At 68.8% G+C, this 22,357-nt stretch carries 17 protein-coding genes; 10 read left to right on the forward strand and 7 right to left on the reverse strand.

Annotated elements, in window-relative coordinates; all coding sequences use genetic code 11:
- Window positions 1–15: 15 nt before the first annotated feature.
- Both FB384_RS09100 and FB384_RS09105 read right to left on the reverse strand, forming a co-directional pair.
- Entirely contained in the window at window positions 16–693 is a 678-nt protein-coding gene (locus FB384_RS09100) for a response regulator transcription factor (protein ID WP_183781449.1), read from the reverse strand.
- Complete coding sequence (locus tag FB384_RS09105; RefSeq protein ID WP_183781451.1) at window positions 694–1,878, reverse strand: sensor histidine kinase; 1,185 nt, start codon at window positions 1,876–1,878, stop codon at window positions 694–696.
- 183 nt (window positions 1,879–2,061) lie between these two features.
- Between FB384_RS09105 and FB384_RS09110 the strand changes: the two genes are divergently transcribed.
- Together FB384_RS09110 and FB384_RS09115 are read left to right on the forward strand one after the other, a co-directional pair.
- Window positions 2,062–3,543 carry an alpha/beta hydrolase gene (locus FB384_RS09110; RefSeq protein WP_183781453.1) on the forward strand — a complete coding sequence of 494 codons (1,482 nt, stop codon included), beginning with the start codon at window positions 2,062–2,064 and terminating at the stop codon, window positions 3,541–3,543.
- Window positions 3,540–4,208 carry a hypothetical protein gene (locus FB384_RS09115; RefSeq protein ID WP_258936780.1) on the forward strand — a complete coding sequence of 223 codons (669 nt, stop codon included), beginning with the start codon at window positions 3,540–3,542 and terminating at the stop codon, window positions 4,206–4,208. Before FB384_RS09110 ends, FB384_RS09115 begins: the two co-directional genes overlap by 4 nt.
- Before the next feature lie 169 nt (window positions 4,209–4,377).
- Here FB384_RS09115 and FB384_RS09120 read toward each other — a convergent pair whose 3' ends face one another.
- The 3 genes from FB384_RS09120 to FB384_RS09130 form a co-directional block, all read right to left on the reverse strand.
- Window positions 4,378–5,553, reverse strand: coding sequence for an FAD-binding oxidoreductase (locus tag FB384_RS09120; RefSeq protein WP_183781456.1), 1,176 nt, complete (start codon window positions 5,551–5,553; stop codon window positions 4,378–4,380).
- Between the two features lie 531 nt (window positions 5,554–6,084).
- Window positions 6,085–7,674, reverse strand: coding sequence for an alanine/glycine:cation symporter family protein (locus FB384_RS09125; protein ID WP_183781459.1), 1,590 nt, complete (start codon window positions 7,672–7,674; stop codon window positions 6,085–6,087).
- Window positions 7,675–8,170: 496 nt separating this feature from the next.
- On the reverse strand, window positions 8,171–9,772 hold the full coding sequence (locus FB384_RS09130; protein WP_183781462.1) for an alanine/glycine:cation symporter family protein: 1,602 nt from the start codon (window positions 9,770–9,772) through the stop codon (window positions 8,171–8,173).
- 566 nt (window positions 9,773–10,338) lie between these two features.
- Between FB384_RS09130 and clpB the strand changes: the two genes are divergently transcribed.
- From clpB to FB384_RS09165, 7 genes are all read left to right on the forward strand, one after another.
- Window positions 10,339–12,945 (forward strand): ATP-dependent chaperone ClpB, encoded by a 2,607-nt coding sequence (clpB, locus tag FB384_RS09135; RefSeq protein ID WP_183781465.1) that lies wholly within the window; start codon window positions 10,339–10,341, stop codon window positions 12,943–12,945.
- Between the two features lie 72 nt (window positions 12,946–13,017).
- Entirely contained in the window at window positions 13,018–13,776 is a 759-nt protein-coding gene (locus tag FB384_RS09140) for a type III secretion system chaperone family protein (RefSeq protein ID WP_183781468.1), read from the forward strand.
- Entirely contained in the window at window positions 13,776–14,540 is a 765-nt protein-coding gene (locus FB384_RS09145; protein WP_183781471.1) for an SDR family NAD(P)-dependent oxidoreductase, read from the forward strand. Before FB384_RS09140 ends, FB384_RS09145 begins: the two co-directional genes overlap by 1 nt.
- A 124-nt stretch (window positions 14,541–14,664) precedes the next feature.
- The gene (gene pyrE, locus FB384_RS09150) at window positions 14,665–15,234 is read left to right on the forward strand and encodes an orotate phosphoribosyltransferase (RefSeq protein WP_183781473.1); all 570 of its coding nucleotides are present in this window, start codon (window positions 14,665–14,667) and stop codon (window positions 15,232–15,234) included.
- Window positions 15,235–15,509: 275 nt separating this feature from the next.
- Window positions 15,510–17,096, forward strand: a complete 1,587-nt coding sequence (locus FB384_RS09155; protein ID WP_323985177.1) for a flavin monoamine oxidase family protein — start codon at window positions 15,510–15,512, stop codon at window positions 17,094–17,096.
- Between the two features lie 210 nt (window positions 17,097–17,306).
- Window positions 17,307–17,702, forward strand: a complete 396-nt coding sequence (locus FB384_RS09160) for a DUF2784 domain-containing protein (protein ID WP_183781476.1) — start codon at window positions 17,307–17,309, stop codon at window positions 17,700–17,702.
- A gap of 179 nt (window positions 17,703–17,881) precedes the next feature.
- Complete coding sequence (locus FB384_RS09165) at window positions 17,882–18,553, forward strand: TrmH family RNA methyltransferase (RefSeq protein WP_183781479.1); 672 nt, start codon at window positions 17,882–17,884, stop codon at window positions 18,551–18,553.
- Window positions 18,554–18,648: 95 nt separating this feature from the next.
- On the opposite strand, the gene FB384_RS09170 is transcribed toward FB384_RS09165, so the two are convergent.
- The gene (locus tag FB384_RS09170; RefSeq protein WP_183781483.1) at window positions 18,649–19,242 is read right to left on the reverse strand and encodes a GNAT family N-acetyltransferase; all 594 of its coding nucleotides are present in this window, start codon (window positions 19,240–19,242) and stop codon (window positions 18,649–18,651) included.
- A 37-nt stretch (window positions 19,243–19,279) separates the two neighbouring features.
- Between FB384_RS09170 and FB384_RS09175 the strand changes: the two genes are divergently transcribed.
- Entirely contained in the window at window positions 19,280–19,882 is a 603-nt protein-coding gene (locus FB384_RS09175; protein ID WP_183781486.1) for a TetR/AcrR family transcriptional regulator, read from the forward strand.
- A 105-nt stretch (window positions 19,883–19,987) separates the two neighbouring features.
- Here FB384_RS09175 and FB384_RS09180 read toward each other — a convergent pair whose 3' ends face one another.
- Window positions 19,988–22,180 carry a molybdopterin-dependent oxidoreductase gene (locus FB384_RS09180; protein ID WP_183781489.1) on the reverse strand — a complete coding sequence of 731 codons (2,193 nt, stop codon included), beginning with the start codon at window positions 22,178–22,180 and terminating at the stop codon, window positions 19,988–19,990.
- Between the last annotated feature and the right edge of the window lie 177 nt (window positions 22,181–22,357).

Genomic DNA, 22,357 nt, shown 5'->3' on the forward strand with positions numbered 1-22,357 from the left:
GGTCGGAATCGGTGATCAGTTCTCCGCATCGCGGACGACGAGGGCGATCTGCACGCGGTTCTCGACCGCGAGTTTGCCGAGTACGTTTCCGATGCGTGCCTTGACGGTCGCGACGCTGACGTGCAGTCGCGCGGCGATCTCGGAATTGCCGAGTCCGTCCGCGATGGCCCGGGCCGTGTCGCGCTCGCGTTCGGTCAGCGTGGCTAGTTTCGCGGCAGCGGCCGAACGAACGGAACGCCTGGCCTCGGAGGATCGGGGTCCGGTGGCCGCCGCGATCACTCGCGCGGTCGCTGCGGGTGACAGCGCGGGGTTTCCTTGGGCGACGGTTCGTATCGCGTCGACGATCTGCGCGGGCGGCGTGTCCTTGAGCACGAACCCGAGCGCGCCTGCACGCAGTGCACCGAGCACGAAATCGTCCGAATCGAACGTGGTCAGCACGAGCACCCGGGGCGGCGTGGGGCGGCTGAGGATGTCACCGGTTGCGGTGATGCCGTCCCGGCCCGGCATGCGGACATCCATCAGCACGACGTCGGGCCGGTGCTGTTCCACCGCGGCGATCGCGTCGTCGCCGTCGGCCGCTTCGGCGGTCACCGTGAGGTCCGGCTCGCCGTCGAGCACGAGACGCAGCGCCATGCGCACCAGCTGGTCGTCGTCGACGACGACGATCCGCACCGGACCGCTTTCGCTCTCCACTCAGGCCCTCTTTTCGTCGTCGTGACGCGGCCAGGGCAGGCGCGCGGCGAGAAGATACCCACCATCGGCGCTTCGACGGTGGTCGAGTTCCCCGCCCAGCAGCGTGATGCGTTCGGTCAGACCGAGCAGGCCGAATCCCGACTCGGGTCGTCGCGCGGGGACGCCGGTGGCCGGCGAATTGGCCACGCTGATCCGCAGTTCGTGGCCTTCCATTCCGCCGGCACTGACGTGCACGGCGGCGCCGGGTGCGTGTTTCGCGGCGTTGGTCAATCCTTCTTGGACGACCCGGTAACAGGCCCTCCCGATGGTCTCCGGCGGTGTGCCCCGCACGGTGGTGGTCCACGTGACCTCCAGGCCCGACGTGCGGGCGTCGGTCACCAGGTCCGGGATGCTCTCGACGGTGGGTTGCGGCTGTTCCGGCCGGTCCGGGTCGGCGCGGAGCACCCCGAGCACGTCCCGCAGTTCTTCCAGCGCCTGGTGCGCGCCGTCGGCGATACCGCGGATCATGACCTGCCGATCGTCGGTCGACAGGTCGGCGCGATGGTTCAGCACCCCGGCTTGCATGGCGACCAGGGAGATCCGATGCGCGAGCACGTCGTGCATTTCGCGGGCGATGCGCGCCCGTTCCTGGGTGCGCGCCTGTGCCGCTCGTGCGAGCTGTTCCCGCTCGGCGCTCTCCGCCCGGTGCTGCAGCGAGCGCACCTCGGTACGGCGGGCGCCGACGGCCACGCCCACGGCGACGGTAATCCCCATGACCAGCACCGCGAGTACGAGCTGGAGCCACAGTGGGCCGTTCGGCGCGTCCGCCATACGGACCTCGACGTGAGCTTGCGACGCGGCGACCGAGACGAGGAGCACCGCGCCGATCTCCATCGGACGCCGACGGGTGGCGAGTGAACACAGCGCCAGTAGTGCGGCGGCGGAGGCTGTGGTCGAGACCGCCGACGCGAGCGCTGTCGCCAGCGCCACCGTGAGCGGGAACCGCCTGCGCCACACGAGCGTCACCAGGCAGGCGATTCCGACGAGCGGGTCGCCGGTGTAGAACCAGGTGTCCGGTCCGGCCGAGTGCTGTTGCGCGAGCTGAACACTGGTCGCGAGCCACAGCAGGCCACCGATCGCGGCGCAGGCGAGGAGCCGCCACGCCTGGTGCAGCCGGCTGAGCCCGGGCGCGGCGTCCGTGATCATCTCGGTCAGTATTGCGGAGCCGCACGTCCCGCGCAGTGGCCGTGAGGACGGTGTCGGATCAGACGTAGGTCGAACCCGCGTCTCCGACGCGGGTCGAGGAAGCTCTGGACGCCGGAACGATGTGGATCGCACGGCACTCCACGAAGATCGCTGCCTGTGATGGCACCGAACGTGGGGGAACACATGCGTAGAACCGTGGCTTGCGTCCTCGTCGCCGCGTTTGTCCTGTCCGCGGTCCCGGGAGTGTCGGCGGCGCGGGAAACACGGACGCCGGACGGATCGGTGGCCTGGGATTCCCTTCGGTGGGGGCCGTGTCCCGAGGAGGTGTCCGCGCCGCGCCTGGAGTGCTCGACGCTGACCGTGCCCCTTGACTATCGGAAGCCCGACGGCAGGAAGATCGAGATCGCGGTGTCCCGCCTGCCGAGCGAGAACCCCTCACGGCGCCGGGGCGTGCTGCTGACCAACCCGGGCGGCCCCGGCGGCCCGGGGCTCGACTATCCGGCCGCGTTGGCGGCGTCGGGGCTGCCGAGGCGGGTGCTCGACTCCTACGACGTCGTCGGCATGGACCCGCGTGGTGTCGGCCGGAGTGCGCCGGTGACGTGCGACCTCACTGAGCGGCAACGGGCTCGCGGCGCATTCGCGCAGTACGCGCACACTCCCGTCGATGTCGTGACCGAAGCCCGGTACGCGCGGACCATCGCCGAGCAGTGCGCAACCTCGCGTACGGCGTGGATGCTGCCGCACACCACCACCGCCAACACCGCTCGCGACATGGACCGGCTTCGCGCGGCGTTGGGTGAGCCGAAGGTCTCCTACCTCGGCGCCTCCTACGGCAGCTACCTCGGCGCGGTGTACACGACGATGTTCCCGCAGCGCAGCGACCGCGTGGTGCTCGACAGCAACATGAGTGACAGCGGCTACGACTACGAGGCCATGCGGTTGTTCGCCCGCGGGCTGGCCGACCGGTTCCCGGACTTCGCGGCGTTCGCCGCCGCCCACCCCGAGTACGGGCTCGGCAGTACGCCGGCGCAGGTGAGGGCGAAGTTCTTCGAGTTGGCCGATCGGCTGGACGACAAGCCCGTCCACGGCATCGACGGAACGCTGCTGCGAGGCATCACGTTGGAGTACCTCTACAGCGACGCGCTGATGCCCCTGTTGGCCGAGATGTGGCAGGCGCTCGACGAGAACGGGCCGTTGCCGCCGGCACCGCCGCCCCCTTCCGGCGACATGGAGAACCTGATGTCGGCGCGGCTCGCCGTCACCTGTGGTGACTCGCGCTGGCCGGACTCGGTGTGGCAGTACCAGGGCAATGTCGCCGTGGACCGGGCGAAGTACCCGATGCTCGGCGGGTCGACGGCCAACATCGGACCGTGTGCGTTCTGGCCGGACGAACGCCCGGAGCCGCCGGTACACATCGGTGATCGCGGCCCGTCGAACGTGCTCATGGTGCAGAACGAGCGCGATCCGGGGACACCGTTGGCCGGAGCCAGGAAGCTGCGCCGCGCGTTCGGGCAGCGCGCCACGATGGTCACCGCCGACCAGGGCGGGCACGGTGTCTACCCGTTCGGCGCCAACAGCTGCGCGAAGGACGCCGTGACGACGTACCTGACCACCGGGGGTCGTCCCGACCACGACCTGGCCTGCACCGCCGAGAAGGGCCGGTGACCAGCGTGGGCGGCAGGGTCCGGGCGTGGCGGCAAGCGCGGGCACTGGGCCGCGTCAAGCCCGGTGACGGGCGGGAGCTGAAGCGGTTCCGGTGGTGGCAGTGGACGCGGCGCGCACTGCTGCACGTGCGGTTGTCCGACGACGGCAGGCAACCGGTCTACAGCGTCGACGTGATGCACGGCAAGTACGACTCGAACGGCCGCCGGAGCGCCGATCTGTATCTCGACGGCAGGCATCACGCCACTTCGACCATCCCGGCCCACTTCCCCGTGCCCGGCGGCACCATCGAGGTGGCGGCGAGCGGCTTCGGCCTCAAACGCTGCCACTACGTCACCGCAGCGGGCGCCGAGTACCGGCTCGACCCCGATCCGGCCTCCGCGGAAGGGCGGCGGCTGCGCCTCGAACGTCAACACCCCACGTTGAGCCGCTGGATGGGCGCGGGTTCGGTGGGTGTGCTGTTGGTAGCGCTGCTCGTTCTGCTCACGCAGATCGTCGGATCGATCACGCGGGTGCCGGAGATCGCCGAGCACCTCGGCACCTTCAGCGCGCCCGTGGAGCTGCCGGTCTGGGCCAACATCACGGTCACCGTCGCGGCGGCAATGGCCAGTACCGAGCGGGCTCTTCGGCTGCGCTACAGCCGACTGCTCGACGGGGCCGTCGGCTGATCGTTCGAATCCGCCGAGCTAGCGGCACCAGTGCAGAACACGCGCGAGGACGCAGTCGCGCGACAGCGCAGCGTTGGGGCGACGTTGGGGGCGACGGGGGCGCAGAACACGCGGTGCTGAGTGCAGGACACGCGGTGCTGAATGCAGGACACGCGGCCTGGAACGCGAACTATTCCTCGATGAACGGGTCGTAGCGGATCTGGTCGAGGGCGGTGCCCGCGACGAGCATGCGGCTGACGGTCGCGCGGATCATGGCGGGCGACCCGGAGACCAGCACGTCGTGGTCGGCCCACGCGCCGTACGAGGAGACGACGTCCGCCAGGGTGCCGACCTCGAACCCGGAAAGCCCTTCGTCCCGCTCGACCACCGGGTGCACGGTGAGCCACGGGTTCGTCGACGCCATCGACCGCAGCACCTCAAGCGCGTACAGGTCCTCGCGGGCGGCGCCGCCGTAGAAGATCGTCACGTTGGGGTTCTTCCCGAACCGGCCGAGGTCGTCGAGGAGCGACTGGAGCGGGGTGATGCCCGTGCCACCGGCGATCATGAGGACGTCGCGGCCCGACTCGCGGTCGACGTTCAGTTGCCCCATCGGCGCGCCGAACCGCCACACGTCGCCGGGCTGGGTGTGGCTGACGATGCCGCGCGAGACCCAGCCGCCCTCGATGGCGCGGACGTGGAACTCGATCGAACCGTCCGGACGGGGCGCGTTGGCCGGCGAGAGGTTGCGCCACAGCCGTGGCCGCTGCGGCACCTCGACGCTCAGGTACTGGCCCGGCCGGTACGGGATGTGGCGGTCGGGCTCGATCCGGACGAGCGCCAGGTCCCAGCTCAGCCTGCGGTGTTCGGCGACGGTGCCCGTCCACGACGGCGGGTACTCGTCGGCCTCTGCGGCGTCCTGCATCGAGCGGGCGACGATGGTGAACGCCTCCGCCCACGCGCGTTCGACGTCGTCGGTCCAGCCGGGCCCCAACTGCCGCTTCACCGCGGCCAGCAGTGCCGTGCCGATGGCCTCGTAGTGGTGCGCCTGCACACCGAACTTGCGGTGGTCGCGGCCGAGCTGCACCAGGTACGGCGCGACGTCGTCGGGCCGGTCGACCGACTGCAGGATGTTGACGATCGCGCGGACGAGCTTGCCGCTGCGCACGTCCATGTGGATCGGAAAGAAGTCGCGTGCCTCGGGAGCGAGGGTGAACAGCATCCCGTAGAAGAACTGGGCGACCTCGGGGGTGTAGGGCTCGATCTCACGCCACGTGTCGCGGATGTGGCGGACCATGGACGTGACGGCCGCCGGGGCGTTGCCCGAGTCGGCGACCTTCGGGATGGGGTTGAGCGGCTCGGCTGTCATGTCGCGGCACCGGGCTCGGCAATGCCACCGGTGCCGGGGACGCGGCGGTTCCCTGCGTGGTGGCGGGTGGGATTGCAGTCGATACGCACTGTGATCGTCAGGGCCTTCCAGGGCTAGGCGCGCGCGGGTGACCCGGCGGCCGGCGTGGGGACGCCGGTTGTGGTCGAACCGTTTCCCGCCCCGGCGTGGGGCCGTGGCGAGAAGCTCCCAGTCAAGCTCACTGTCCAATCCGCCTTTCGGTGCGTACGCACGGGCTCACCATAAATTCATGTGCAGCTGCACGGTAGGGCGTTCGGGCTCGCTCGTCCCGTTGTTGCTCCGGATGGGTGGATCATCCGGAGCTTTTGGGTTCTATGTCACTTTTGCTGAGGTGCGTCGTCACCCAGAGATAACGCCTCATTCGTCACATCTCGTGATCAACTACATCGCCCTCCAGGGGGATTTTGGGGTTAACGCACAGCGGCCCGGCACCCACAGTTGGATGCCGGGCCGCTCCTTGCGGGATCTGCCACGGAAGTCGCGGACGGGTCGTCAGACCTTCGTCTTCTCCTTCTTCTGGATCTCCCCGCTGTCGATCTTGCCGAGGAAGTCCTTGACCTCCTTCTTGACCACCGGCAGCAGCAGGTACAAGCCGGTGATGTTGAACAGGGCCAGCAGGAACAGCACGGCGTCGGCGAAGTCGATGACCGACTGGAGCGTGAGCACCGCGCCCGCAGCCGACATCACGCAGAACAGCACCTGGTAGATGCGGATCGACACCGTATTGCGGCCGAACAGATAGCCCCATGCCTTCTCGCCGTAGTAGCCCCACGTGATGAGCGTCGAGATGGCGAACAGCACCACGGCGACCGTCAGCACGTACGGGAACCACGGCATGACCGTCGCGAAGGCGTTCGATGTGACCGTCACACCGTCTGGCGCGTCGGCGCCGTTCTGGTTGACGTCGGCGAAGCCCTGGGTCCAGATCGCGGGCTTGGCGATGACGATGGTCAGGGCGGTCATGGTGCAGACGATGACCGTGTCGATGAAGGGTTCGAGGAGGGCGACGAAGCCTTCGGTGGCGGGGTTTTTGGTCTTGACGGCGGAGTGGGCGATGGGTGCGGAGCCGAGGCCTGCTTCGTTGGAGAAGGCCGACCGCTGGATACCGACGATCAGTGCGCCGATCATGCCGCCTGCGACGCCTTCGCCGGTGAACGCACCGCTGATGATCTCGCCGACCGCCGCGGGTACCGCGGTGAAGTTGACGAGGATGACCACGAGGCACGCGACGATGTAGAGCACGCCCATGGTCGGCACCAGCCGCGACGTGACGTTGGCGATCGACTTGATGCCGCCGATGATCACGATGCCGATGACGATCGCCAGGATGATGCCGAAGATCAGGGCGGAGCCGTCGCTGCCGAATATGCCGTCGTCGCCGCCGGTGACGTCTCTGATCTGCGCGAACGCCTGGTTCGACTGGAACATGTTGCCGCCGATGATCCCGAAGAACAGGATGCCGATGGCGGTCAGCACGGCCAGTACCTTGCCGAGGCCGACGCCGAAGCCGTTCCTGAACCGGTCGGCGATGCCCTTGCTCAGGTAGTACATCGGGCCGCCGGAGACGGTGCCGTCCTCGTGCTCCTCCCGGTACTTCACACCGAGGGTGCACTCGACGAACTTGCTGGCCATGGCAAGCAAGCCGGCACAGATCATCCAGAACGTCGCGCCCGCACCACCGATGGTGACCGCGGCACCGACACCGGCGATGTTGCCGAGTCCGACGGTGCCCGACAGTGCCGAGGCGAGGGCTTGGAAGTGGTTGATCTCGCCGGGTTCGTTCTTGTCCGTGAACTTGCCTCGCACCAGGTCGGTGGCGAGCTTGAACTTACGGACCTGGATGAACCCGAAGTAGATGGTGAAGACGATCGCTCCCAGGATCAGCCAGGAGACGATCCACGGGAACGTCACGCCGCCGAGGGTTACCTCGGCGAAGACGAAGTTCGACAGCCCGTCTGCGATCGGGGTGAAGTTGTCCGCGATCCAGCTCTCGACGCCGGCGAAGATTCCCCCTCCGTCGGCCGCGAGGGTGTGGGTGGAGCCGGGCGGATCGGCCGCGCCGGCTGTGCTGTGCAGATACATGGTCAGGTAGTTGACCTGAACGAATGGTTTAGAGCAAGCAAATCAAACGATTTGTTACGGCGCGTTATTACAACCTGGCGTATCGGACGGCTTCGCTACGTCACCTGACGCAGGTCAGAGGGACGAATGGGGCAACGCCCGCCGTAGGTCGATTGGCCGAATGTTATGTGTTCCCGTTCACTCGAGTCCTCCGAAAGTGGTTCAGAGATGATCACTGTCGGTACCATGCGCCGATCATCGGCGGCGGCCGCTCACTCGAGTACGTGCCCGGGACCGGACGGAGCCCGGTCGGCGGCTGGAAACTCGGTTTCCATCTCCGGTGAAAGCCCTGTCGATCGGTGGAAACCCGGTTTCCACGAAGCTCGCGCCCGGCGCGGGTGAGGCTGCCGGAGCCCCGGTTCACACAGCGAACGCCCCCGGGCGCACTGCGTGTGACCAGTGAGCCCGGGGGCGTTCCGATTCGGATTCCGGGTCGATGCGACGCCGGTCCGGAGTGTCAGCTCTGCGGTTCCTTGTCGGTGCGCTGGATCTCGCCGGACTTGAGCTTGCCGAGGAAGCCCTTGACCTCCTTCTTCACGACCGGCATCAGCAGGTAGAGCCCGATGATGTTGAACAGCGCCAGCGAGAACACCACGGCGTCGGCGAACGACAGCACGCTGCCGAGGGTGAGCACGCAGCCCACGACACCGGTCAGGCAGAACAGCACCTGGTAGATGCGCTCACCGACGCGCGACCTGCCGAACAGGAACGTCCACGCCTTCTGGCCGTAGTAGCCCCACGTGATCATCGTCGAGATGGCGAACAGCACCACGGCGATGGTCAGCACGTACGGGAACCAGGGCAGCACGGTGCCGAACGCCTCGGACGTGATCGTCACGCCCTGCTCGTTGTCGGGCGCCTCGCCGCCCGCGGCCACGGTCGCCTTGGTGTTGAGCCACATCTGCGGGCTCGCGATGACGATGGTCAGGGCGGTCATGGTGCAGACGACGACGGTGTCGATGAAGGGTTCGAGGAGGGCGACGAAGCCTTCGGTGGCGGGGTTCTTCGTCTTGACCGCGGAGTGGGCGATGGGTGCGGAGCCGAGGCCCGCTTCGTTGGAGAACGCGGACCGCTGGAAGCCGACGATCAGTGCGCCGATCATGCCGCCAGCGACACCGTCTCCGGTGAAAGCACCGCTGACGATCTGGCCGATCGCGTCCGGCACGTGACCGATGTTCATGATGATCACGAGCAGGCACGCCGCGATGTAGACGATCGCCATCGCGGGCACGAGCCTGCCGGTGACGGCGCCGACGGACTTGATGCCGCCGATGATCACGACGCCGATGATCAGCGCGAGCACGATGCCGAAGATCAGGGCGGAGCCGTCGCTGCCGAACATGCCGTCGTCACCACCGGTGACGTCGCGGACCTGCTGGAAGGTCTGATTGGCCTGGAACATGCTGCCGCCGGCGATGCCGAAGAACAGGATGCCGATGGCGGTCAGCACGGCCAGTACCTTGCCGAGGCCGACGCCGAACGCGTTGGGGAATCGCTCGGCGAGGCCCTTGCGCAGGTAGTGCATCGGGCCACCGGAGACGGTGCCGTCCTCGTGCTCCTCCCGGTACTTCACACCGAGGGTGCACTCGACGAACTTGGTGCACATGCCGAGCAGGCCGGCAAGGATCATCCAGAACGTCGCACCCGCGCCGCCGATCGTCACGGCGACACCGACACCGGCGATGTTGCCGAGTCCGACGGTGCCGGATAGTGCTGAGGCCAGTGCTTGGAAGTGGTGGATCTCGCCCGGTTCCGACTTGTCGGTGAACTTGCCGCGCACGATCTGCGTGGCGAGCTTGAACCGGCGGAACTGGATGAATCCGAAGTAGATGGTGAAGATGGCGGCCGCGAGGACCAGCCATGCCACGATCCAGGGGAACGAGACACCGAACACGCTGATCTCGGCAAACACGAAGGCAGAGAAGCCGTCCGAGATCGGCGTGAAGATGTCGTTGATCCAGGTCTCGATCGAGGAGAGGAATTCGCTCTCGGCGGCCAGGACGTGGGTGTCTCCCGACGTCGGCGGCGAGCTTGTGGAGACTGCGCTCGGTACAGGCATGACGTAAAGGTTGACCCGTACGGTCGCTGTCAAACAAGGTTCTCGGCCGGTTTGTTACGCCGAGTCGTTAAAACAGCTGACTTAGATGTGCGCCAAAGGTGCAAAACGCCTCAATCAGGCACCTCCGACGGCCGGTGCTCCACCCTCAGCAGCCCCGGTAGGGGCTTCTTGGTGAAGTGCTGTCACGCGGGGTTTGGTGGGTCGAGTGTGACCAGGTTCAGGGCCGGCGCCACGTTGCCGCGTCCGTCTGTCGCGGTGGACTCCATCGCGCCCACCTGTCAGGTGTCGACGCCGGGCTTTTCCCACTCCGAGGCGTCAGTGCCCGCGTGTGCCGCCGCGCCGGTTCGATCCCAGCGGGTCCAGCGCACGCACGCCACGGCGCGGAGCGTGCGACGTGGGGTCTGCGGGGGTCGCTCCCGCAACGGCGCGGAGCGCGCGACGTGGGGTCTCCGGGGGTCGCTCTGCAATAATTGAGCGGAACAGACTCAAGTTTCCTGACGTTGGACTACATGGCAGTGCTCGACCTGCGAGGCTGCTCCCAGTGCTGACGATCCAGAGGTGAGGGGATGGACGCTTTCAATCCGACCACGAAGACCCAGCAGGCGATCTCGTCGGCGGCGCAGGCCGCGACGATGGCGGGCAATCCGGAGATCTCGCCCGCACATCTGCTCGGTGCGCTCCTGGCCCAGTCGGACGGGCTGGCGGGGCCGCTGCTGACGGCGGTGGGAGCCGATCCGCAGACGATTCACTCGGAGCTCGAGCCGATCGTCGCGAAGCTGCCGGCCGCGACGGGTTCCACCGTGTCTTCCCCCAATTTCGACGGTCACGCGGTCAAGTCGTTGACACATGCCCAGAAGCTGGCGACGGAGCTGGGTGACGAGTACGTCTCGACCGAGCACGTCCTGGTGGGGCTGGCGGCCGAGGGCGGTCCGGTGTCACAGCTGCTGAGCCGCAATGGTGCGACGCCCGAGGCGTTGCAGGACGCGTTCACGCAGGTTCGCGGTTCCGCGCGGGTCACGAACCCGGATCCGGAGGGCACGTATCAGGCGCTGGAGAAGTACGGCGTCGACCTGACCGAACTCGCCAGGGCCGGTGAGCTAGACCCGGTGATCGGCCGTGACCCGGAGATCCGCAGGGTGGTGCAGGTGCTGTCGCGCCGGACGAAGAACAACCCGGTGCTGATCGGCGAGCCGGGTGTCGGCAAGACGGCGATCGTCGAGGGGCTCGCGCAACGGATCGTGGCCGGTGACGTGCCGGAGTCGCTGCGCGGTAAGCGCGTCGTCTCGCTCGACGTCGGTTCGATGGTGGCCGGGTCGAAGTACCGCGGCGAGTTCGAGGAGCGGCTGAAGGCCGTGCTCAAGGAGATCAAGGACTCCGAGGGACAGGTCGTCACGTTCATCGACGAGCTGCACACGATCGTCGGCGCCGGTGCCTCGGGCGAGGGCGGCAGCATGGACGCGGGCAACATGATCAAGCCGATGCTCGCGCGGGGTGAGCTGCGCATGGTCGGTGCGACGACGCTCGACGAGTACCGCAAGCACATCGAGTCCGACGCCGCGTTGGAGCGCCGTTTCCAGCAGGTCATGGTCGGTGAGCCGTCGGTCGAGGACGCGATCGGCATTCTGCGGGGTCTCAAGGAGCGCTACGAGGTGCACCACGGTGTGCGCATCACCGACAGCGCGCTGGTCGCGGCCGCCACGCTGTCGGACCGCTACATCACCGCGCGCTTCCTGCCGGACAAGGCGATCGACCTGGTCGACGAGGCGGCCTCGCGGTTGCGCATGGAGATCGACTCGCGCCCGGTGGAGATCGACGAGGTCGAACGGGCGGTGCGCAGGCTCGAGATCGAGGAGATGGCGCTGTCGAAGGAGAGCGACGCCGCCTCGAAGGACCGGCTCGGGGCGCTGCGGGAGGAGCTCGCCGAGAAGCGCGAACAGCTCAGCGCGCTCACCGCCCGGTGGCAGAACGAGAAGGGCTCGATCGAACGGGTCCGCGAGCTGAAGGAGCAGCTGGAACAACTCCGCGGCGAGGCGGACCGCGCCGAACGCGATTCGGACCTCGGCCGTGCCGCCGAGCTGCGCTACGGCCGCATCCCGCAGCTGGAGAAGGAGCTCGACCAGGCCACGGAGGCGTCACAGGCTGCCGAGTCCGCGCCCGACGTGATGCTCAAGGAAGAGGTCGGCAGTGACGACGTGGCCGACGTCGTCAGCGCGTGGACCGGCATTCCCGCGGGCAGGCTGCTCGAGGGCGAGACCGGCAAGCTGCTGCGCATGGAGGAGGAGCTGACCGGGCGGGTCGTCGGGCAGGCCGACGCCGTGAAGGTCGTCTCCGACGCGGTGCGCAGGGCGCGCGCCGGGGTGGCCGATCCGGACCGTCCGACGGGGTCGTTCCTGTTTCTCGGGCCCACCGGTGTCGGCAAGACCGAGCTGGCGAAGGGGCTCGCCGAGTTCCTCTTCGACGACGAGCGCGCCATGCTGCGCGTCGACATGAGCGAGTACTCGGAGAAGCACAGCGTCGCGCGGCTGGTCGGCGCTCCCCCGGGTTACGTCGGCTACGACCAGGGCGGTCAACTCACCGAGACGGTGCGCAGGCGGCCGTACTCGGTGGTGCTGCTCGACGAGGTGGAGAAGGCGCACCCCGACGTGTTCGACGTGCTGTTGCAGGTGCTCGACGACGGCAGGCTCACCGACGGTCAGGGCCGCACCGTCGACTTCCGCAACACGATCCTCGTGCTGACCTCGAACCTCGGCTCGCAGGCGATCGCCGACTCGGCGCTCGACGAGCGGCAGCGGCGGGACGCGGTCATGTCGGTGGTGCAGTCGCACTTCAAGCCGGAGTTCCTCAACCGGCTCGACGACATCGTCGTGTTCCACGCGCTCGGCACCGAACAGCTCGGCGAGATCGTCGACATCCAGGTCGCGCGGCTCGGCCAGCGGCTCTCGCAGCGCAGGCTGACACTCGACGTGTCGCCGGCGGCGCGGGATTGGCTGGCCCTCAACGGCTACGACCCGGTGTACGGTGCGCGTCCGCTGCGGCGGCTCGTGCAGTCGGCGATCGGCGATCAGCTGGCCAAACAGCTGCTCGCGGGCGACATCCGCGACGGTGACACGGTGCGGGTCGATGCCCCCGAGTTCGAGGCCGCCGCATCACTCGTGGTCACCCGGGGTTCGTAACCGCCCGGACGAGTCGGTTTCCGCCCGGCCTGCCTCTTCGGTGTGGCGGGCCGGGCGGGATACGCTGCTCGCGTGGGTATTCCGGCGTGGATCTGGTTCGTCATCGCGGCCGTCGCCGCCGTGGCGGGTCTCGCTCTGCTGATGACCGACCGCGCGCGCGAGAGCTCCCGCAACCGGGAACGCGCGCGCTGGGCCGAGCTGCGCGGCTGGCAGTACGTCGACGAGGACGAGGAGCTGCCGCGCGAATGGTCGGGCGGCGCGATCGGCTACTTCGGCGCCGAGGCCGCGGTGAACGTGGTCGCGGGCTCGACGTTCACCTCGGACGGCAGGCGTCCGGTGTTCGTGTTCGACATCGTCGCCGACGGCGTCATCCCCTCGGTGATCGTGGCCGTGCGCTGCAACCGCGTGCAGCCGGTACTGCTCGAACTGTGGCTGGCGAGCGTGCCGTTCCAGCGCACGGAGATGCCGGAGCTGCTGGGGCCGGTCGGCCAGCGGTACGCGTTCGCCGACGAGGTGGCCGCGGGCCGCGCCCTGGTCACCCAGGAACTGGTCGAGGCGGCCGACGCGCTCGGCGGCGACGTCGGTGTCGCGTGGATCGAGCAGGAATGGGTGCTGGCCAGCGTCGCGCCCAACGTCGGGCCGTCGCGGCTGGAACGCCTGCTGCGCGACCTCGGCGAGATCGCCGACATCATCGACCCTTCGGAGGAGGCGATGGAGGAGCGATACGTGCCCGCGCAGGCACCGGGTGTCGAACCGCCCGCCGCTGATCCGTCCGACACCGAGGTCGACGAGCCCGGCGTGAACACGCCAGGGGAAGGCGTCAACCGCTGATGCCGACAGCCCTCATCACCGGCGCCACGTCCGGCATCGGTGCCGCCTTCGCGCGCGAACTGGCCGGTGAGCGCTACGACCTGGTGCTCGTCGCCAGGGACGAGACGCGCCTGCGTACCCGTGCGGACGCGCTCGTCGAGAGCTACGGCGTTTCCGTCGACGTGCTGACCGCCGACCTGGCCACGCCCGAGGGGCGTGCGGCCGTCGAGCAGCGGCTGGCCGACGGCGTCGACATGCTGGTCAACAACGCGGGGCTCGGCCTGGCCGGCGAGTTCTGGACCGCACCGCCCGAGGAGCTGCAACACCAGCTGGACGTCAACGTCACGGCGGTGCTGCAACTGACCCGCGCGGCCGTGCCCGCGATGCGTGAGGCCGGTAGCGGTGACATCGTCAACGTCTCCAGCGTCGCCGGCTTCTTCTCCGGTCGCGGATCGACGTACACCGCCAGCAAGGCTTGGGTGACGTCGTTCTCCGACGGCCTCGCGTCCGCCCTCCAGGGCTCGGGCGTGCGGGTGATGGCGCTGTGCCCGGGGTTCACCCACACCGAGTTCCACGATCGTGCCGGGTTGGAGAAGTCCGGCCCGAAGGGCATCTGGCTGGAGGCCGACGTCGTCGTGGCTGAGGCGTTGTCCGACCTGCGGCGCGGCAAGGCCGTCTCGGTGCCGGGCAGGCAGTACAAGTTCGCGGTGGCGGTCGGGAAGCTGCTGCCGCGCGGGCTGATCCGCCGTCTCGGCGGGCTGTTCGCCGGCCGAGACCGCACCTGACTCGCTGCCCGCCGCCGCGCGGTGTCCTCGCTGGATTCCACGGGGCGAATTCCACGGGCGGCGAGCGTCACGTCTGCCGCGGGCCGCGGCCGGAGCCGGAAGGCGCGCGTGCCAAACTGCGGCCGTGGCGACACCCTCGTTGGATCAAGCGGCGAAGAGCGAACTGTCCCGGCTCGTCACCGAGTTGTGCGTGGTGCACGGCAAGGTGACGCTCGCGTCCGGCAAGGAGGCCGACTACTACGTCGACCTGCGCCGGGCCACGCTCCATCACGCGGCGGCGCCGCTTATGGGCACATTGCTGCGGCAGCTGACGGCGGACTGGAACTACGTCGCGGTCGGTGGGCTCACCCTCGGCGCGGACCCCGTGGCGACGTCGATGCTGCACTCGGCCGCGGCCGACGGCATGGTGCTCGACGCTTTCGTCGTGCGGAAGAACCTCAAGGAACACGGCATGCAGCGCCGGATCGAGGGCATGGAGGTCGCCGGGCAGCGGGTGCTGGCAGTGGAGGACACGTCCACGACCGGCGGCAGCGTGCTCACGGCCGTGGAGGCGCTCAACGAGGCGGGCGCGACCGTGGTCGGCGTGGCGACGGTCGTCGACCGCGGTACCGGCGCGCGAGAGGCGATCGAGGAGGCGGGCCTCGAATACCGGTACCTCCTCGACCTCGACGACCTCGGCCTGTCCGGCACCTGACCACTCACCATCGGGCGACCTCGAACAGCCCAGCGGTTTAGCGCCCCCATGGGCACCTTGGGGCACTCAACGCCGCGAAGGTGCCTTGGGGCATTTGCCCACCCGTCGGCCCGACCACCGCCCCTCACGGACACGCTGGCGCATGGCTGCATTTTCAACCCGTGTTCCCGAACGCAACGGATGTATCGGCATCACCCACAAGGGTGGGTACAACCGGCAGACTTCCTCCGTCCTCGCGATGAAGGGAGTCGACGTTGCCAACCGAACGTGCTGGGGTGACCCGCCGCAGTCTGCTGCGCTCGATCGGCGTGGCGGGTGGTGCGGGTGCGATGTTCGAATCGATGCGTGCGCTCGGCCTGGTCGCCTCGCCACAGGCACTGGCCGTCCCCGACTTCCGTGAACCACGCGCGGGCGATCTCGCCGCTGCGAACCGCGGCAAGACGGTCGTCATCCTCGGTGCGGGCGTCGCGGGGCTGACGGCGGCGTACGAACTCGGCAAGGCCGGCTACCGATGCGTCGTGCTGGAAGCGAAGGACCGGGTCGGCGGTCGGGTATGGACGGTGCGCTCGGGCACCACCGAAACCGACCTCGACGGCCACACCCAGACCGCCCGGTTCAGCAAGGAGCCCGGCAGCTATCTCAACGCAGGGGCCGCGCGGATTCCGCAGTCGCACATCACCCTCGACTACTGCCGCGAGCTCGGCGTGCCGCTGGAACCGCTGTTGGCTCACAACGCCAACAACCTCATCCACGGCGAGGGTTCCGATGCGCAGCAGTACCGCACGGTGAAGGCCGACTACCAGGGCTACGTGTCGGAACTGCTGTCGAAGGCCGTCGACCAGGGTGCGCTGGACGCAGAGCTCACCGCGGACGACAAGGAGGCGCTGCTGACGTTCCTGTCGTACTACGGCGACATCGGCGACAAGAACTCCGGGTTCGCGTACACCGGGAGCAGCAGGCGCGGGTACGAGGTCGAGCCGGGCGCCGCCGACCAGGAGGGCGTGCCGCTGGGGCCGCCGCCGTCGCTGTCCGAGGTGTTGTCGAGCCGGCTCGGGCGGTACCTGTCGTTCGAATCCCGCTACACCCACGCGATGACGTTGCTGCAGCCCGTCGGCGGGATGGACGCGATCACGAACGCCCTGCACGAGGCGGCGAAACGCACCGGTGCGGAGGTGGTCACGGGCGCCCCGGTGTCCGAGGTCCGCAACACCGACGCGGGCGTCGACGTCGTCTATCGCGGTCCCGGCGGCAAGGACACCCGGATCAGCGGGGACTTCTGCGTGGCGACGTTGCCGCCGAACGTGATGGCGAAGATCCCGACGAACCTCGACTCCCGTGTGACGTCGGCCCTGCGGTTCCCGGAGGCCTTCTCCGCGGGGAAGATCGGGCTCGAGTACGACCGCCGGTGGTGGGAGCTCGACGAGCGGATCTACGGCGGGATCACCATGACCGACCTTGATGTGCTCAACATCTGGTACCCGTCGCACGGTTTCCACACCGACCGTGGTGTGGTCGTCGGGTACTACACCGAGGGGCCGTACTCCGAGGCCTACAGCCGGCTGACCCCCGTCGAACGTGAACGCCGCGCGCTGGCGCAGGGCGCGAAGATCCACGGCGAGAAGTACCGCCAGGGCGTGCAGGCGTCCTTCTCCGTGTCCTGGGAGCGCACGCCGCACATCGAGGGCGGCTGGGTGCACTGGCCGTCCCGCGATTCCGGCGAGTACGACCTGCTGAACAAGCCCGCGGGCAACGTCTACTTCGCGGGCGACTGGCTCAGCCACTTCATCGCCTGGCAGGCCGGTGCGATCGACTCGGCGCGATACGTCGTGACGGCATTGCACGACCGGGTGCGGAACTCGTAGTTCTCGGCGGCCCGGTTTTCGGGTACCCGGAAACCACCTGGACGGCTCGCCCGCGAGCGAACTGCATATCGGAACCATAACGGCCGGGGCGAAAACCGCCCCTTAGGTGTTTTCCCGGACGCGGAATGTGGTCGCGGCGGGCTATGTTGACCGTGACAGGGGTTGGAATCACAGGGGGTTGTCGCCGGTCACCGGGGCAGGTGGGGTCTGATGTTGGGGCTGTTGACCGTCATGGTCACCGTCGTGCATTTCCTCGCGCTCGCCTACATCGGCCTCGGCGGTTTTCTGGCGTGGTTGTGGCCGAGGTCGTTCTTCGTGCACGTGTTTTTCGCGGCGTGGGGCGTCGCGGTGAACGTGTTCACACTCGCCTGTCCGCTGACCGTCGCCGAGGACTTCCTGCGCCAGCAGCGCGGACTCGACCCGCTTCCCGGCGGCTTCAACGAGTACTACATCTACGGCACGCTGATTCCGCATTCGATCCTGCCGTTCGTCGGCGTCGCCGCGTTGCTGCTGGTGGCGGTGTCCTACGTCGGGTTGTACGTGTTGTGGCGGCACCGCGTGCACGAGTCGAACGCCGGTCACGGCCACTCCGTTCGCCTGGGCTGAGGAACCCGGTCGGCGGCAGGACGGGGCGGCGGAAGGCCAGGGCTGCTGCGGGACAGGGCAGCGGAAGGACAGGGCTGCTGCGGGAGCCCGGCGCCCCGCCGCCCCGGCAGCGGCGGGGTGCGGCGGAGGTCGGCCCGGGCAGTGCCCTCGCCGATCGTGGCCCGCGGGAGAATGGCCTGGTGACGTCTGATCCGACCGGGGCCGGTGAGCCAGGGCCGACCGAGTGGGGCGCGAACCCCGAGGTGGGCGTGGGCCCGTGGGACGGACCGTGGCCGAACGACGAACGCTACGACCCGGAACTGCTCGCCGAGGGCGACCGCCGCAACGTCGTCGACGCCTACCGGTACTGGCGGCGCGAGGCGATCGTCGCGGACATGGACACGCGGCGGCACCCGTTCCACGTCGCGATCGAGAACTGGCAGCACGACCACAACATCGGCACGGTCGTGCGGACGGCCAACGCGTTCGCCGCCGCGGCCGTGCACATCGTCGGCAAGCGCCGCTGGAACCGCCGCGGTGCGATGGTGACCGACCGGTACCAGCACCTCCACCATCACCCGACGGTCGACGGGCTGGTCGAGTTCGCCGCGGCGCGGGCGCTGCCGATCGTGGCGGTCGACAACACCCCGGGCGCCGTGGCGCTCGAAACGGCGGACATGCCGCGCGAGTGCGTGCTGCTGTTCGGCCAGGAAGGCCCGGGCCTGTCGAAGGAGGCGCAGGACGCGGCGGCACTCGTCGTGTCGATCGCGCAGTTCGGCACGACCCGGTCGATCAACGCGGGTGTCGCCGCGGGCATCGTCATGCACACGTGGGTGCGCCAGCACGCCGACGTCGCCGACGCCTGGGACTGACCGGCTACCCGGTCACGACGGTCGTCCGCACCCGGACAGGGGTGGCCAGGCTGTTGGCGACGATGCAGGCGCGGTGCGCCCGCTCGGGGCGTTCATCATTCCGGGTCGCGGTATTCCGGGTCGCGGTATTCCGGGTCGCGAATCCTGCTGCGGGGCGCCGTGAGGGGACGTCGGTAGTGGAGCAACGGGACGAGCTCCTGCGCGGGCGTTCGATCCTCCACTTGCTCGACGAACTGAAACCCCGACCGTTCGAGATTGCGTTGTGAGGCGACGTTTCCGGTCAGGGTCCGAGCGGTGAGTGCGTCGAGTCCACTGCCGGCCGCGAGCTGCGCGGCGAGTTCGAGGGCCCCGGTCGCGTGCCCGCCCCTTCGGGATTCGGGGTGGAGCCAGAATCCGACCTCGGCCTCCGTTGCGGTGACATCGAACAGGACCAGGCTGCCGAGGAACGTGTCGTCGGTGACGTCGACGATGCTCAGCACCGCCAGGTCTCCTCGGGCGAGGCCTGAGGGCACCACGGTTCGAGCGAGGCGATCCACCGACTCCGGCGTGTACTCGGACTCGGGGAGATGCCCGAACTGCTGCACGAGCGGATCCCGGGTGCCTTCCGCGTAACGGACGGCGTCGACGGGCGCGAGCGCGCGCAACGCACGTAGGCGATCGCTGACGGGTAACAGTGCCGGATCAATCACATCCACTAAACTAACAGTGATTGGTTAAGGGGAAGCGATGAGTTACTGGGATGCCGCCAAAGCCGTACGCCGCAGCCGAGTCCTCGAACCGGAGGCCATCGCTCGCACGGCGGCGCGATTACTCGATCAGGTCGGCTACGACGAGTTCTCACTGCGCCTACTCGCGGACTGGCTCGACGTCGCACCCGCCAGCCTCTACTCGCGCATTCGTGGCACATCGGACGCGCTGGATCTGGCGTTGGATCATGCGCTCGGTGCGGACCATTCGATCCAGCAGGCGATATCTCGAGGAGAAGCGGTCGAGATCCTGCGAGCGTTCTTCGAGCACCTGCTGGAACACTCCTGGGCCGTCCACGTCGTCGCTATGCGGCCGCCTCGTGGACCTGCTTACCTCGAGTTTTCGGAATCGCTGGTCCGGGGGTTGCAAGAATCCGGCCGATCCGACCCACTATCCCGGGCCTATGCGGCCACGAACCTGGTCATCGGCAGTGCGCTCACCTATCAGGCGGCCGGCCGCGAAGTGGACGCCCCCGTGAGTGCCGACCGGGCCCCGCATTACGAGGCACTCCATGCCGACATCGCGTTCACTCCCCACGATGTGTTGGACAAGGCGCTCGGCGAGCTGTTGAACGTCGGTTGAGCGAGTGGCGCCGCGGCCCGTCGGTAGCCACTGTGGACAGACGGAGTTGAGACGGCACTGCGTATGCGAATTCGCAACACGGTCCCCGGAATCCGCAACACGGCGTCAGCGGGTCGGGGTCAGGGTGACCGGGATTCCGCCCAGTGCGGCGGTTCCCGTGGGACCGTCGAGGGTCCGGTCGTCGGTGAGCACGTTGGCGTTCGCGCCGCTGTGCCGGGTCGCGACCGCCGTCCGCACGCCGGCTACGTCGTGTCCCCAGCCGTGCGGAATGCTCACCACACCGGGCCGCATCGCGTCGGTGATCTCCACCGGCACGTCGATCGATCCGGTGCGGGCGGTGACGGTCACCGGGTCGCCGTCGACCAACCCCAGCCTGCCGGCGTCGTCGGGATGCAGTTGCGCCGTGCACCGGTTGCTGCCGCGCACGAGCGGTTCGAGGTTGTGCATCCACGAGTTGTTCGAGCTCAGTTGCCGTCTTCCGATCAGGATCAGGTCCGTCGGCCTGCCGGTGCCCTGGCCGTCGGAACCCGCGGACCCCGGCGCCGATCCCGCGGACCCGGCCAGCGAGGCCGCCAACCGCGGGATGTCCGACACGATCGCCTCCGGCGCCAGCTCGACCTTGCCGCTCTCGGTGGCGAGCACGTCGGGAATGCGTGGCTGCATCGGGCCGAGGTCGATGCCGTGCGGGGCGGCTTCGAGGTCGGCGAGCGTCAGGTCGAACGGTCCTGCGCGCAGCATCAGGTCGACGATCCGCTCCGGCCCGCGCCGGGTGTCGTCGGCGGTGACGCCGTAGCGGTCCGCCAGGTCGGCGGCGAGCAGGTCGTCGAGCGCGTCGACGTCGGGATCCGGCCCCTGGCCAGCGATGACGCCACTGAGGCGCAACAACGTCCGCCACTCCTGCGGAATCTCGGATGTGAGCGTGGCCGGGGTCCAGTTCGCGACGCTGCGTACCGCGAGCTGGTACAGCGTCACGTCGTAGTGCGGCCGTTCGAGAGGGCTCGGTGCGGGCAGGACCACGTCGGCGTGGCGGGTGGTCTCGTTGCGGTAGATGTCGATCGACACCATGAAGTCCAGACCGGCCACCGCGGCGTCGAGGCGGGCCGCGTTGGGCGCGCTCAGGCACGGGTTCCCCGCGATCGTGATGAGCGCTCGCACCTGACCGTCGCCCGGGGTTTCGATCTCGTCGGCGAGCGTCGCGACGGGCACTTCGCCGAGGACCTCGGGAAGGTCGCGTACGCGGGTGCGGCGGCGTCCGGCCCGGAACGGCTTGCTCGGCGCGGTGTTCGCCTGGCCCGCGGCCGCGAGCGGGAACATCGCGCAGCCCTCACGGTCGAGGTGGCCGGTGAGTACGTTCAGCACGTCAACGAGCCAGCTGGTCAGCGTGCCGAACTCCTGCGTCGTGGTGCCGATCCGGCCGTAGACCGCGGCCCGGTCGGCGGCGGCGAGGTCACGGGCGAGCCGCCGGATGTCGGCCGCTGCCAGGCCCGTCGCGTCGGCGACCGTTTCCGGGCTGAACTCCGCCGCCAGCTCGCGCACTTCGTCCACTCCGGTGACGTGGCCGGCGAGCGTGCCCAGTCGTACGAGGTTCTCGGCGAACAGCGTGTGCACCATCGCCAGCAACAGCAGGGCATCGGCGCCCGGTCGGATGGCGTGGTGCTCGTCGGCGAACTCGGCCGAACGCGTGCGCCGCGGGTCGACCACGACGATCCGCCCGCCGCGGTCACGGATCCCGCGCAGCCGCGACCGCACGTCACCGGCCGTCATCAGGCTGCCGTTGGACACGAGCGGGTTCGCGCCGAGCACGAGGACGTACTCGGTGCGGTCCAGGTCGGGCACGGGGATCGTCATGGCGCCGCCGAACAGGTACCCCGACGAGTAGTGCTTCGGGATCTGGTCGACAGTGCCGGCCGTGTAGACGTTCGTGGTGCGCAACGCCTTGACGAGTGCGCGCAGGTACACCGAGGCGGACACGTTGTGCGAAACGGGGTTGCCGACGTAGACGGCCACCGCGTCCCGGCCGTTGGCGTCGATGATGCCGGGCAGGCGGGCGTCGATCTCGGCGAACGCCTCGTCCCACGACGCCTCGACGAGTTCGCCGCCGCGGCGGATCAACGGTGTTCGCAGGCGGTCCGGGTCGTGGTGCAGCGCGCCGAGCGACGCCCCCTTCGGGCAGACGTAGCCGTGGGAGAACACGTCGTCGCGATCGCCTCGGACTCCCGTGACCGTCGCGGCGTCCAGCGTCACCTCCAGCCCGCAGGTCGCCTCACACAGCGGACAAGTGACATATGCCGTTGTCATGGATCGATGGTGACACCGGACACATCGGGCTGTCGATGTTCACGAGCGCAGCGGGAGCGGCCTGTGGCAGAAGAGCGGTCGTAGCAGCGGGCAATCGCCGTCTGGGCGCGCGGCACCGGAATCCGCAATATGGCCCCAGGCGGCACCGTCGCGTCGATGAGGCGGTGCCCGGGCGAC

Origin of the sequence: Prauserella sediminis, assembly GCF_014195435.1 — a bacterium.
Taxonomy (GTDB): domain Bacteria; phylum Actinomycetota; class Actinomycetes; order Mycobacteriales; family Pseudonocardiaceae; genus Prauserella; species Prauserella salsuginis.

Coding starts and splice junctions, on each gene's coding strand:
- FB384_RS09145 (WP_183781471.1), top strand. CDS start 13,776: ATGCCGACAGCCCTCATCACCGGCGCCACGTCCGGCATCGGTGCCGCC.
- FB384_RS09180 (WP_183781489.1), bottom strand. CDS start 22,180: ATGACAACGGCATATGTCACTTGTCCGCTGTGTGAGGCGACCTGCGGG.
- FB384_RS09160 (WP_183781476.1), top strand. CDS start 17,307: ATGTTGGGGCTGTTGACCGTCATGGTCACCGTCGTGCATTTCCTCGCG.
- FB384_RS09175 (WP_183781486.1), top strand. CDS start 19,280: ATGAGTTACTGGGATGCCGCCAAAGCCGTACGCCGCAGCCGAGTCCTC.
- FB384_RS09120 (WP_183781456.1), bottom strand. CDS start 5,553: ATGACAGCCGAGCCGCTCAACCCCATCCCGAAGGTCGCCGACTCGGGC.
- FB384_RS09130 (WP_183781462.1), bottom strand. CDS start 9,772: ATGCCTGTACCGAGCGCAGTCTCCACAAGCTCGCCGCCGACGTCGGGA.
- FB384_RS09110 (WP_183781453.1), top strand. CDS start 2,062: ATGCGTAGAACCGTGGCTTGCGTCCTCGTCGCCGCGTTTGTCCTGTCC.
- clpB (WP_183781465.1), top strand. CDS start 10,339: ATGGACGCTTTCAATCCGACCACGAAGACCCAGCAGGCGATCTCGTCG.
- FB384_RS09125 (WP_183781459.1), bottom strand. CDS start 7,674: ATGTATCTGCACAGCACAGCCGGCGCGGCCGATCCGCCCGGCTCCACC.
- FB384_RS09105 (WP_183781451.1), bottom strand. CDS start 1,878: ATGATCACGGACGCCGCGCCCGGGCTCAGCCGGCTGCACCAGGCGTGG.